The following is an 11880-nucleotide window of genomic DNA, read 5'->3' as shown; positions in this document are numbered from 1 at the left end:
GTGCCGGCCGAGCACACCCGCCGCTACGGCATCGTGGCCGGCACCGCCGTGAACGACAAGCTGGTGGACATCAACCGCATGGTCGAAAAGCCCGCCCCCGAGGACGCGCCCTCGCGCCTGGGCGTGGCCGGCCGCTACATCCTGACGCCCGGCGTGTTCCGCGAGATCGCCAGCCAGCCGCGCGGCGTCGGCGGCGAGATCCAGCTGACCGACGGCATCGCCGGCCTGCTGCGCCGCGAGAAGGTGTTTGCCTACCGTTACGACGGCAAGCGCTACGACTGCGGCAGCAAGGAAGGCTTCCTGCAGGCTAACGTCGAACTTGCACTGACCCACCCGCAGCTGGGTGCCGGCTTCCGGGAATACCTGCAGAACCTTGAGATCTGACGCCGCGGCGGCGCGCCTCAAACGAAAAGGCCACGCACTGCGTGGCCTTTCTTCTTGCTGCCGGGCCTGCCTGCTTCAGCGGCGCTTCAACACATGCACGTATTCGTCGCCCGCCTGCGACTGCTCGACCAGCTCGTTGCCCGTCTGGCGCGCAAAGGCCTGGAAGTCGCGCATCGAGCCCGGATCGGTGGCCACCACCTTCAGCAACTGGCCGCTCTCCATGTCGGCCAGCGCCTTCTTGGCCTTCAGGATGGGCAGCGGGCAATTCAGGCCGCGGGTGTCGAGTTCTTTGTTGGCGTTCATGGCGTCGATTCTAGACTTTCGGCAATTCGAGCCACTGCGGCTCGATGCCCTTGCGCCGCAGCCAGGTGGCTAGCGCCTGGCCGGTGCCGGCGGGCCAGCAGCGCACGTCCTCGGGCGCGATCAGCTTGTACTCGGCCAGCTCGGGCGAGAGCCGGATCTCGCCGCGCGCCTGGGCATGGTAGGCAATGATGATCTGATTCATGCGCTGGAAGTCCCAGACGCCGAGCAGCTCCAGCTTGTCGACCTCCAGCGAGGTCTCCTCGGCCACTTCGCGGCGGATGCCATCCTCCGGCGTCTCGCCCGCCTCCATGAAGCCGGTGATCAGGCCGAAGAAGCGGCCCTGCCAGGCGGCATTGCGGGCCAGCAAGACCTGGCCCTCGCGGTCGGTGCATTCGATCACCGCGGCCAGCACCGGCGTGGGGTTGTTCCAGTGGGTGAAGCCGCAGGCCGGGCAGCGCAGGCGCTCCTTGGGCCCGCCGTCCTCTTCCACGGTCAGCAGCGCCAGCTCGGTGGCGCACTGCGGGCAGAAGCGGAAGGTGGCGCTCACGCGGGGAACACGCCCGTGGACAGATAGCGGTCGCCGCGGTCGCAGACGACGAACACGATCGTCGCGTTCTCCACCGTCTTCGCGAGCTGCAGCGCCACCCAGCAGGCGCCCGCCGCCGAGATGCCGGCGAACAGGCCTTCCTCGCGGGCCAGGCGCCGGGCCATGTCCTCGGCGTCGGACTGGCTGACCAGCACCAGCTCGTCCACCGCCGCCGGGTTGTAGATCTTGGGCAGGTATTCCTGCGGCCACTTGCGGATGCCGGGAATGCGCGAGCCCTCGGCCGGCTGCGCACCGATGATGCGCACGCCCTTGTTCTTCTCCTTGAGGAACTTCGAGACGCCGGTGATGGTGCCGGTCGTGCCCATCGCGCTGACGAAATGGGTGATGCGCCCCTCGGTGTCGCGCCAGAGTTCCGGGCCGGTGGTCTCGTAGTGGATGCGCGGGTTGTCGGCGTTGGCGAACTGGTCGAGCACCTTGCCCTTGCCGTCGCGCTGCATCTGCTCGGCCAGGTCGCGGGCGTATTCCATGCCGCCGGAACGCGGCGTCAGCATCAGCTCGGCGCCGAAGGCCTTCATCGTCTGCGCACGCTCGACGGACAGGTCCTCCGGCATGATCAGGATCATCCGGTAGCCGCGGATCGCGGCGGCCATCGCCAGCGCGATGCCGGTGTTGCCGGAGGTGGCCTCGATCAGCGTATCGCCCGGCTTGATCTCGCCGCGCTCCTCCGCGCGCTTGATCATGCTGATGGCGGGCCGGTCCTTCACCGAGCCGGCCGGGTTGTTGCCCTCCAGCTTGGCCAGGATGACATTGCCGCGGGCCTGCGCCTCGGGCAGCAGGCGCTGCAGGCGAATCAGCGGCGTGTTGCCGATCACGTCTTCGAGGGTCGGGTACTGAACCGTTGTCGTCGTCTTGCTCATGCGGGCCATTGTGGCAGCCAATCGGCCACCCTGCCCGGTGTGGCACAATCGCGGGCTTCCAACGCAAGCGCGTATCGATGAGGCCCGGGTGGCGAAATCGGTAGACGCAGGGGACTCAAAATCCCCCGCCGCAAGGTGTGCCGGTTCGAGTCCGGCCCCGGGCACCACCCATCGAGACCCCAGCTTGCCAGGACACCGCAGAGCCCCGCCCCGAGCGGGGCTTCGCCTTTGCAAGGCCGGCCTGCACGTGTCAGCACCCGCACTCTTCTTTACGGGATGCGTACAGCGCCCTATGCGCTTTCCCCAAGTCGGCCTTCCAATTCTTCGCGCATACACTGTGCCGGTGGTGCACCGCGCCATGCCGCGCCGCCAGCGGCCCTCGCAAGATTCCATTGCTTCATGCCCCAACTTCCGCCGGTCACCAAAGCATTCCTACTCGCCTGCGTGGCCGTGTTCTGCCTGGACTCGCTGCTGTCGCAAACGCTGGCCGTGCCCCTGGGCTACATGCAACTGTGGCCAGTGGCATCGGGGCTGTTCTATCCCTGGCAGCTGATCACCTACGCATTCCTGCACGGCAGCTTCCTGCACATCTTCTTCAACATGCTGGGCCTGTGGATGTTCGGCTCCGAGCTGGAGCGGGTCTGGGGCAGCAAGCGCTATACGCAGATCCTGGTGGCCAGCACGCTCAGTGCAGCGCTGGTGCAGTTGCTGGTGACCTCGCTGATGCATTCGATGTCGCCGACGATCGGCGCCTCGGGCGCGCTCTACGGCCTGCTGCTGTCCTTCGGCATGCTGTTCCCCGACCGGATCATCGTCCCGCTGATCCCGCCGATTCCGATGAAGGCGAAGTATTTCGTCGCGATATTCGGCGCGCTGGAACTGTTCATGGGCTACAGCAGCCATGACGGCGTGGCTCACTTCGCGCACCTGGGCGGCATGCTCGGCGCGTACCTGCTGATCCGCTACTGGCGCAGCGTGCGTCGGCGCTGACCGATCACTCCATCGCCGCGTGCAGCGCCTCTTCCTCCTGCGCTGACAGCTTCTTGCGCGACGGCTTGATCAGCCACAGCAGCGGCAGCACCAGCACCGTCAGCGCCAGCATCAGCTTGAAGTCGTCCAGGTAGGCGATCATCGCGGCCTGCCGGGTCAGCTCGCCGTTCAGCGCCAGCAGGCCCGGCGTGCTGGACAGGTCGTAGCCGCCGGTCGACTGCGCCTGCAGCGCGCGGTTGGTGGCGGTGACCGCCTCGGCCAGCGAGGCATGCGCCACCTGCGTGTTGCGCACCCACAGCGTCTGCACCAGCGAGATGCCGATGCTGCTGCCGATATTGCGCACCAGGCTGTACAGCGCCGTGCCCTGCGCGAACATGGCCGGCTCCAGCGTCGAGAAGGTCAGCGTGGACAGCGGCACGAACACCAGGCCCAGGCCGAAGCCCTGGATCACGCCGGGCACGAGGATGTCGCTCTGCGACAGCACCAGCGTATAGCCGCTCATGATCCACAGCGAGACGGCCGTGATCGAGAAGCCCGCCGTCAGCAGCAGCCGCGAATCGACCTTGCCCACCAGGCGGCCCACCAGCAGCATCGCGACCATCGTGCCGGCACCGCTGGGCGCCATCAGCAGGCCCGCCGACATCACGGGGTAGTTCATCAGCGTCTGCAGCATCGGCGGCGTCAGCGCGCGCACCGCGTAAAGCACCGCGCCGACGATGAAGATGAACAGCAGCCCGCTGACGAAGTTGCCGTTCCTCAGCAGCCGGAAGTCGACGAATGCCAGCTGCGGCGGCGTGAACCAGGTGTGGACGATGAAGTAGCCGGCAGCCACCAGGAACAGCAGCAGCTCGACCCAGGTCTCGGTGGAGTTCAGCCAGTCGTTGTCCTGCCCGCGGTCCAGCAGCATCTGCAGCGCGCCGATGGCGAGGCTCAGCGTGGCGAAGCCGAACACGTCGAAGCGCATCAGGCGGGCCGCCGTCGTCGGCCGGATATAGCGCCAGATGCCCCAGAAGGCCAGCGCCCCGATCGGCAGGTTGATGAAGAAGACCCAGCGCCAGTCGTAGCTGTCGGTCAGCCACCCGCCCAGGCTCGGGCCCAGGATCGGCCCGACCATCACGCCCATGCCCCACATCGCCATCGCCGAGCCGCGGGTGGCCGGCGGGTTGATCTCCAGCATCACCGCCTGCGACAGCGGCACCAGCGCCGCCCCGCACAGGCCCTGCAGCAGCCGCGCGACGACGATCTCGGTCAGCGACATCGAAACGCCGCACAGCAGCGAGGCGAAGGTGAACCCCGCCACGGCGGCCAGGAACACCCGCTTCTGCGTGAAGCGGTCGCACAGCCAGCCGGTCAGCGGCGTGGCGATGGCGGCGGCGACGATGTAGCTCGTGAGCACCCAGGTGATCTGGTCGGCCGAGGCCGAGAGGCTGCCCTGCATGTGCGGCAGCGCCACGTTGGCGATGGTCGAGTCAAGCGTCTGGATGATCGTCGCCAGCATCACCGAGAGCGTGATCATCCGGCGGTTCAGCGGCACCGCCTGGACGGGTATCTCGGCACTCATTCGGTCGCCGCGTCGACGACCGCCTGCACCCGCTCCAGCAGTTCAGCCGCCGCCTGCAGCTGCGCCGGGTCGATGCCGGCCAGCACCTGCCTGCGCACCGCGTTCGCCTCCACGCGCACCTGCTCGTAGAGCTCGCTGCCGGCCGGCGTCAGCGCCACACGCTTGACGCGCCGGTCGTTCTCGCAGGGCACCCGTTCGACCAGGCCGGCGCCGGCCAGCCGGTCCAGCATCGCCACCATCGTCGCGCCCTCCACGCCGACCTTCTGCGCCAGCTCGGACTGCGACATCGGCGCCTTCGCCTTGGCCACGAAGGCGATCGTCATCCAGCCGGCCTGGCTCATGCCCAGGCCCTTCAGCCGGCGGTCGATCAGCAGGCGCCAGGCCCGGGCGGTGCTGTGCAGTGCGGCGCTGAAGCGCTCCTCGACGGACGACATGGAAGCCCACTAATGATTAGTAATCTAACCATTATGCCAGCAGCCCCTGCTCGACATGCGGGTAGCGCAGGCGCAGGCCCAGTTCCTCCTTGAGCCGGCGGTTGTCCAGCCGGCGCGATTCGGACAGGAAGCTCAGCTGCACCGGCGTCATCACGCCCGCCGCCTCGGCCCGCGCGATGCGCGGCGGGCGCGGCAGGCCGCAGAGGTCGGCGGCGAGGTCGAAGTAGTCGCCCATCGGCAGCTCGGTGTCGTCGCTGGCGTGGACCACGCGCTGCGGCAGGCCGCGGAACAGGGCCAGCAGGCAGGCGCGGGCCAGGTCGTCCGCGTGGATGTGGTTGGTGTAGACGTCGTCCTCGCGGCGCAGCACCGGCCGGCCGGCGGCCAGGCGCTCGCGCGGGTGGCCGCCTTCGCGGTCGCCGGCATAGATGCCCGGCACGCGCATGATCGTCACCGCGGCGCCAAAGCGGCGGCCGAAGGCGCGCAACTGCTTCTCGGCGTCGACGCGGCGGCCCGCCCGCGCGGTGGCCGGCGCCACCGCGCGGGTCTCGTCGAAACGCGCGCCGGCGCAGTCGCCGTAGACGCCGGTGGTGCTGGCGTAGACGATGCGCCGCGGCGGCGTCCTGCGGGCCAGGACGTGCAGCAGGTTCGCGGTGCGGCGGTCCTCGGCGCCCTCGCCTGGCGGCGGCGCGAGGTGCAGCACCGCATCGGCCCAGCCGGCCAGGCGAGCAAGAGTCTCTGGCCTGTCGAGGTTGCCCATTAGCGGCAGCGCGCCGGCTTCGCGCAGGGCAGCGTGGCGCCCCGGGCTGCTGGTCAGCGCGGCGACCTGCCAGCCGCGGCCGCGCAGCAGCTTCAGCACGCGCATGCCGACGTCCCCGCAGCCAATGATCAGGAGCCGGAATCGGCGGGGAGATGGCGTCGCAGACATGAGGAAAAAGGGCCTGATGCAGAATGTCGGATTCAGTTTACGGCCCGCCGGCTCCCAGCCTTCTTGTCCATGAATTTCCAGGTCACCGTCCAGCCTTCCGGCCGAGCCTTCGAGGTCGAGCGCGATGAAACCATCCTGAGCGCCGCCATCCGCCAGGGCGTCGGCCTGCCCTACGGCTGCCGCGACGGCGCCTGCGGCTCCTGCAAGAGCCGCTTGCTGGAAGGCCGCGTGATCCACGGCGCCCACCAGCCCAAGACGCTCTCCGCCGCCGAGGAAGACGCCGGCTTCGTCCTCACCTGCTGCGCCACGCCGCAGACCGACTGCCAGCTGGAAGCGCGCACCGTGCCCGGCGCCGGCGAGTTCCCCATCCTGAAGCTGCCCACCCGCGTCCTGGCGATGGAGCGCCCCGCGCCCGACGTGGCCCTGCTGCGCCTGCAACTGCCGGCCACGCAGAACTTCCAGTTCCATGCCGGGCAGTACGTCGAGTTCATCCTGCGCGACGGCGCCCGCCGCAGCTACAGCATGGCCAGCGCGCCGCACAGCACGCCGGGATCGATCGAGCTGCACATCCGCCACATGCCCGGTGGCAAGTTCACCGACCACGTCTTCGGCGCGATGAAGGTCAAGGACATCCTGCGCATGGAAGGCCCCTTCGGCAGCTTCTTCCTGCGCGAGGAGAGCGACAAGCCGATCGTGCTGCTGGCCAGCGGCACCGGCTTCGCGCCGATCAAGGCGATCCTCGAGCGCATCGAGGAACTGGGCTCGGCCCGGCCGGTCACGCTCTACTGGGGCTGCCGCAGCCAGGCCGATCTCTACCTGCACGACTGGGCGCTGCAGGCCGCCGGGCGGCTGCCGAACCTCCGCTACGTGCCGGTGCTGTCCGAGTCCGCCGACGGCTGGACGGGCCGCACCGGCTTCGTCCACCTCGCGGTGATGGCAGACCTGCCCGATCTCTCCGGCCACCAGGTCTATGCCTGCGGCGCGCCGGTGATGGTCGATTCGGCCCAGCGCGATTTCGTGGCCCGCTGCGGGCTGCCTGACGACGAGTTCTATGCCGACTCGTTCACCTCGGAAGCTGACAAGCACTCGCTGACATGATGTTCGAACCGCCTTATGTGCCCGCCGACCGCTTCGAGGCGCAGCTGCGCGAACGGGGCCATGCCGTTCTGTCGCCCGCCGACGTCGGCCGCGCTTTCGGCATCGGCGCCGAGGAGCTTGCGGCGCTGACGCCTTTCTGGAACGACCTTCCGCCCGACGCCTACCTGAAGGACGGCGGCCGCTACCGCTTCCGCCGCCACAGTTGCTTCGTGGCCGAGGGCCAGGCCCTGGCCCTGTCCCCGCAACGCGCCCACTGGCAGCCGGTGGACTACAACGCGCTGCACGGCGGCATCGAGCGCTGGTTCGAGCCCATGGCCGCCGCGGCCGTCGCTGCATCGGCCTGGTCGAAGCTGCTGCTCGGCCTGGCCGGCACGGCTTCGGGGCTGAAGGGCCGGCAGCCCTGGTTCATCGAAGCCCACCAGTTCCGCATCGACACCACCGACGGCATCGGCCGCCCCACACCCGAGGGCGCCCACCGCGACGGCGTGGACCTGGTGGCCGTGTTCCTGATCGAGCGCCGGCACATCAAGGGCGGCGAATCGCGCGTCTTCGAGGCCTGCGGGCCCAACGGCCAGCGCTTCACGATGAACGCGCCCTGGACCCTGCTGCTGCTCGACGACGAGCGGATGATCCACGAAACCACGCCGATCCAGCCCGACGGCGAGCACGGCCATCGCGACACGCTGGTGGTCACGTTGCGTGCAAACGGTTTCCAGGGGCCCTGATACCGGCAGCGCATGGCCCCATGCGCAAGCCGCAGGCTCGCCCCGCTAACGCCGCAACTACACTGACGGCCCCGGCGCCACAAGCGCCGGGGCCTTTGTTTTCATCGCACCACGAGTGCCCAAACCGAAAGCCGTCATGAACGCCGCTACCGATCTGTCGCGTGTCCTCGCCGACCACGCCGCCTCCTCCATCCCCTCCTCCCTGTTCGGACTCCCTGACCAGCCCGCCCACGAGCGCGTGCTGCTGGCCAGCGACGAGCAGACCGGCCTGAAGGCCATCCTGGCCGTGCACAGCACCGCCCGCGGCCCCGCCTTCGGTGGCTGCCGCTTCTGGACCTACGACAACGAGCTGGCCGCGCTGAACGACGCGCTGCGCCTGTCGCAGGGCATGAGCCTGAAGAACGCGCTGGCTGACCTGCCCTTCGGCGGCGGCAAGGCGGTGATCCTGAAGCCCGCTTCCGGGCAATTCGACCGCGCCGCGCTGTTCGCCGCCTTCGGCCGCGCCGTGCAGTCGCTGGATGGCGCCTACATCACCGCCGAGGACGTCGGCACCACCACCGCCGACATGCTGGGCATGCAGGCCGTAACGTCCTATGTCAGCGGCATCCCGCGCGCCGGCGCCTTCGGTGGCGACCCGAGCCCGAAGACCGCCTGGGGCGTCTTCGTGGCGATCCGCGCGGGCGTCGAGAAGGTGCTGGGCCGCAACTCGCTGGAAGGCGTGCGCGTCGCGCTGCAGGGTCTGGGCGCGGTGGGCTGGCACCTGGCCGCCTTCCTGCATCAGGCGGGCGCCAAGCTGGTGGTGGCCGACATCGATGCGGCCAAGGTGGCCCGCGCGGTCGAGCAGTTCGGCGCCGTCGCCGTCGGCGTGCACGAGATCCTGGCCGCCGAGGTGGACGTCATCGCCCCGAACGCGCTGGGCGCCACGCTGAACGCCCAATCGATCCCGACGCTGCGCGCCGCGCTGGTCTGCGGCGCCGCCAACAACCAGCTCGCCACCGCCGCCGACGGCGACGCGCTGCAGGCCCGCGGCATCACCTACCTGCCCGACTATCTCGTCAATGCCGGCGGCATCATCAGCGTCGCCCGCGAGTACCGCGGCGAGGGCGAGGAGCAGGCCGTGATGGCCGAGGTCTCGAAGATCGCCGACCGCGTCGTCGAGCTGCTGGAGCGCGTCAAGCGCGAGGACTCGACGCCCGGCCGCGTGGCCGATGCCTGGGCCCGCTCCAAGCTGGTCAAGCCGGTCTGATTCCGGCTCAGGTCAGGGCGTCCAGCGCCTGACTCAGTTCCCCGCCCTGCTCCGTGGCCGCTAGCACATGGACGCCGGGCGGGAACACGATGTCCTCCCGATGCGGCTCCGGCCAGCCGATCGTGCGCATGCCGGCCGCCAGGCCCGCGGCGGCGCCGGGGCCGCTGTCCTCGATGACCAGGCAGTCCTCGGGCTTCAGGCCCAGCAACTGCGCGGCGCGCAGGTACGGATCCGGCGCCGGCTTGCCCTGCGCCACCTCGTTGCGCGAGACGGTCACCCGCCCCGGCGCCACCAGGCCCAGCGAGGCGAGGCTCGCGTCCATCACCGGCCGCTCCGAGTTGGAGACGACGGCCCAGCGGATGCCGCGCGCATCGAGCAGATCCAGCGCCGCGGTGGCGCCATGCCGGCGCCGCAGTTCGCCCAGCCGGCCGATGAAGGCGGCATTCTTGCGCTCGATGAAGTCGTCCAGCGCCATCGCCAGGCCGCACTGATCGACCACGCGCTCGTGCACCGCATTGATCGTCATGCCGGTGCAGGCCTCGTCGAAGCCGGCGGGCAGGGTCAGGTCTTGCTCATGCAGCAGATCCAGCAGCGCCCGCAGGTGCGTGGATTCGCTGTCCACCAGCGTGCCGTCCATGTCGAACAGCACGGCCTTGATCGCCTCCGGCATCAGGCCTCCACCCGCCTGGGCAGCACCCAGTCCTTGCGCGGGAAGTGGCAGGTGTAGCCGTTGGGGATGCGCTCCAGGTAGTCCTGGTGCTCCGGCTCGGCCTGCCAGAAATCGCCCACCGGCTCCAGCTCGGTGACGACCTTGCCGGGCCACAGGCCGGAGGCGTTCACGTCGGCGATCGTGTCCAGCGCCGTGGCCTTCTGCGCCTCGGAGGTGTAGTAGATCGCGGAGCGGTAGGAGGCGCCGCGGTCATTGCCCTGGCGGTTGGGCGTGCTCGGGTCGTGGATCTGGAAGAAGAACTCGAGCAGGCGGCGGTAGCTCATCCGCGCCGGGTCGAAGGTCACCTCGATCGCCTCGGCATGGCTGCCGTGGTTGCGGTAGGTGGCGTGCGGCACGTCGCCGCCGCTGTAGCCCACGCGCGTGGCGATCACGCCCGGCAGCTTGCGGATCAGGTCCTGCATGCCCCAGAAGCAGCCGCCGGCCAGCACGGCGCGTTCGGTGGACGAGGAAGAGGATGGGGTCGAATGGCTCATGGTCTAAAACCTCCTGGACGCATCGGTCGCGTCAACGAGGCAGAAGCTTACAGGGGCTGCGCTCTACGCCTGTAGACTCGCGCGGATGTCCCCACGGCAAACCCCGGAACCGCCGCCCCGCCGGCGCGACGCTGCCGCCACGCGGCAGGCCATCCTCGACTCGGCGCGCGCCGCCTTCGCCCGCGCCGGCTACGACGGCGCCGGCGTGCGCGAGATCGCCGCCGGCGCCGGCGTCACGGCCATGCTGGTCAACCGCTACTTCGGTTCCAAGGAGGCCCTGTTCACCGAGGCGGTCGAGGCCGGCATGGTGGCCACCGCGGTGCTGCTGCCGCGCCTGCTGGCCAGCGAAGGCATCAGCGGCCGCGAACTGGCCGCCACGCTGATCGAGATCACCAAGACCGAGGAGACCCCGCTGGAAGGCTTCCAGATCATGCTGCGCTCGGCCGGCAGCGCGCGCGCTGCGGCCATCGCACGCGAACTGATCGAGAAGCACCAGCTCAAGCCCATCGCCGCCACGCTGGAGGGCGCGCTGGCGCCGCAGCGCGCGGCGCTGATGCTCTCGCTGATCGCCGGCTTCCAGATGATGCGCCAGACCATCGGCCTGGCGCCGCTGGCGAAGGCCCGCGCCGCTGCGCTGGCGGACGCGCTGGGCCCGCTGTTCCAGCACCTGATCGACGGCGACTGAGGACGCGGGCCGTCGCGCTTCGCCGCCCATTTGCACCGCAAAGTCTACACATGTAGACTTGTTGGTGTTGCATGTGGAAAGCGAGTCGATCGATGAAGGAACGAATCCTGGTGACCGGCGGCAACGGCTTCATCGCCGGCTGGTGCCTGGTGGAACTGCTGCGGCAGGGGCATGCGGTGCGCTGCACGCTGCGCGATGCCGGCCGCGCCGGCGCGCTGCGGGAGACGCTGGCGGCGCAGGGCGTCGATGCCTCGGCCCTCCAGGTGGTGCAGGCGACGCTGGACAGCGATGCCGGCTGGGACGCCGCCGTCCAGGGTTGCACTCGCGTGCTGCACATCGCCTCGCCGCTGGGCGCCAGCCGCGATCGCGCCGGCCTGCTGGAACCCGCGCGCGACGGCACGCTGCGCGTGCTGCGGGCAGCGCGGCGGGCGGGCGTGCGGCGGCTGGTGATGACGTCGGCCGCCGCAGCCGCCCGCGTGCTGGCCACCGACGGCGAGTGGATCAGCGATGAATCCGCCTGGCCGGATGCGGCCACGCAGCGCGATCCCTACCGGCGCTCCAAGATCCTGGCGGAGCGCGCCGCCTGGGACGAGATCGCCCGCGAGCCCGGCCACGCCCTGGAACTGGCGACGATCCTCCCGGCGGCGGTCTTCGGCCCGCCGCTGGCCGCGGGGGCAGCGCAAGGCTCCGTGCAGGTGATCCAGCGCCTGCTGCAGGGCCGCCCGCCGGCCATCCCGCGGCTGGGCTTCTCGATCGTCGACGTGCGCGACCTGGCCGAGCTGCACCTGCGCGCCTTGTTCTCGCCGGCGGCGGCCGGCCAGCGCTTCGTCGCCGCCGGCGAGTACATGACGCTGCGCGAGAT

At 69.9% G+C, this 11880-nt stretch carries 15 protein-coding genes and 1 tRNA gene; 8 read left to right on the top strand and 8 right to left on the bottom strand.

The features are described 5' to 3' along the window. On the top strand, positions 1–384 hold a 384-nt coding region (locus B0W88_RS24785), incomplete at its 5' end, for a sugar phosphate nucleotidyltransferase (protein ID WP_255378665.1). Positions 385–459: 75 nt separating this feature from the next. Here B0W88_RS24785 and B0W88_RS24780 read toward each other — a convergent pair. Genes B0W88_RS24780 through cysM form a run of 3 tightly spaced genes read right to left on the bottom strand, consistent with a single transcriptional unit; the run spans position 460 to position 2151 of the window. Beyond that, positions 460–687, bottom strand: a complete 228-nt coding sequence (locus B0W88_RS24780) for a sulfurtransferase TusA family protein (RefSeq protein WP_077037284.1) — start codon at positions 685–687, stop codon at positions 460–462. A gap of 10 nt (positions 688–697) precedes the next feature. Beyond that, a complete protein-coding gene (locus B0W88_RS24775) occupies positions 698–1234 on the bottom strand; it encodes an NUDIX domain-containing protein (protein WP_077037283.1) in 537 nt (178 codons plus the stop codon). After that, positions 1231–2151, bottom strand: coding sequence for a cysteine synthase CysM (cysM, locus tag B0W88_RS24770; protein WP_077037282.1), 921 nt, complete (start codon positions 2149–2151; stop codon positions 1231–1233). Before cysM ends, B0W88_RS24775 begins: the two co-directional genes overlap by 4 nt. 82 nt (positions 2152–2233) lie before the next feature. Here cysM and B0W88_RS24765 point away from each other — a divergent pair. Together B0W88_RS24765 and B0W88_RS24760 are read left to right on the top strand one after the other, a co-directional pair. Then, a tRNA-Leu gene (locus B0W88_RS24765) sits at positions 2234–2318 on the top strand. A gap of 232 nt (positions 2319–2550) precedes the next feature. Then, complete coding sequence (locus B0W88_RS24760) at positions 2551–3141, top strand: rhomboid family intramembrane serine protease (protein ID WP_077037281.1); 591 nt, start codon at positions 2551–2553, stop codon at positions 3139–3141. A gap of 4 nt (positions 3142–3145) precedes the next feature. Here B0W88_RS24760 and B0W88_RS24755 read toward each other — a convergent pair whose 3' ends face one another. The 3 genes from B0W88_RS24755 to B0W88_RS24745 are packed head-to-tail and all read right to left on the bottom strand — an operon-like array spanning position 3146 to position 6061. Next, a complete protein-coding gene (locus B0W88_RS24755; RefSeq protein WP_077037280.1) occupies positions 3146–4702 on the bottom strand; it encodes a DHA2 family efflux MFS transporter permease subunit in 1557 nt (518 codons plus the stop codon). Further along, a complete protein-coding gene (locus B0W88_RS24750) occupies positions 4699–5136 on the bottom strand; it encodes a MarR family winged helix-turn-helix transcriptional regulator (RefSeq protein WP_077037279.1) in 438 nt (145 codons plus the stop codon). The genes B0W88_RS24755 and B0W88_RS24750 overlap by 4 nt, the downstream gene beginning before the upstream one ends. 31 nt (positions 5137–5167) lie before the next feature. After that, positions 5168–6061, bottom strand: coding sequence for an SDR family oxidoreductase (locus B0W88_RS24745; RefSeq protein WP_077037278.1), 894 nt, complete (start codon positions 6059–6061; stop codon positions 5168–5170). A gap of 69 nt (positions 6062–6130) precedes the next feature. On the opposite strand from B0W88_RS24745, the gene B0W88_RS24740 reads away from it, so the two are divergent. The 3 genes from B0W88_RS24740 to B0W88_RS24730 all read left to right on the top strand — a co-directional run bounded on the left by B0W88_RS24740 (position 6131) and on the right by B0W88_RS24730 (position 9130). After that, on the top strand, positions 6131–7159 hold the full coding sequence (locus B0W88_RS24740; protein ID WP_077037277.1) for a CDP-6-deoxy-delta-3,4-glucoseen reductase: 1029 nt from the start codon (positions 6131–6133) through the stop codon (positions 7157–7159). Beyond that, on the top strand, positions 7156–7884 hold the full coding sequence (locus tag B0W88_RS24735) for a 2OG-Fe dioxygenase family protein (protein ID WP_077037276.1): 729 nt from the start codon (positions 7156–7158) through the stop codon (positions 7882–7884). Before B0W88_RS24740 ends, B0W88_RS24735 begins: the two co-directional genes overlap by 4 nt. A 136-nt stretch (positions 7885–8020) precedes the next feature. Continuing rightward, positions 8021–9130: a Glu/Leu/Phe/Val dehydrogenase dimerization domain-containing protein gene (locus B0W88_RS24730; protein ID WP_077037275.1), complete on the top strand. Its 1110-nt coding sequence runs from the start codon at positions 8021–8023 to the stop codon at positions 9128–9130. A gap of 7 nt (positions 9131–9137) precedes the next feature. Here B0W88_RS24730 and B0W88_RS24725 read toward each other — a convergent pair whose 3' ends face one another. Further along, a complete protein-coding gene (locus B0W88_RS24725; RefSeq protein WP_077037274.1) occupies positions 9138–9800 on the bottom strand; it encodes an HAD family phosphatase in 663 nt (220 codons plus the stop codon). Next, entirely contained in the window at positions 9800–10333 is a 534-nt protein-coding gene (msrA, locus tag B0W88_RS24720) for a peptide-methionine (S)-S-oxide reductase MsrA (RefSeq protein WP_077037273.1), read from the bottom strand. Before msrA ends, B0W88_RS24725 begins: the two co-directional genes overlap by 1 nt. 85 nt (positions 10334–10418) lie before the next feature. Here msrA and B0W88_RS24715 point away from each other — a divergent pair, with 85 nt between their 5' ends. Together B0W88_RS24715 and B0W88_RS24710 are read left to right on the top strand one after the other, a co-directional pair. Then, a complete protein-coding gene (locus B0W88_RS24715; protein ID WP_077037272.1) occupies positions 10419–11018 on the top strand; it encodes a TetR/AcrR family transcriptional regulator in 600 nt (199 codons plus the stop codon). Positions 11019–11110: 92 nt separating this feature from the next. Then, positions 11111–11880 (top strand): NAD-dependent epimerase/dehydratase family protein (locus B0W88_RS24710; RefSeq protein ID WP_077037271.1); only part of this gene is annotated, 770 nt, incomplete at its 3' end.

Origin of the sequence: Pelomonas sp. KK5 (assembly GCF_001984095.1) — a bacterium.
Lineage (GTDB): Bacteria > Pseudomonadota > Gammaproteobacteria > Burkholderiales > Burkholderiaceae_C > KK5.
The sequence above is the reverse complement of the archived record's forward strand: the minus strand, read 5'-3'. Positions and strand labels throughout refer to the sequence as shown.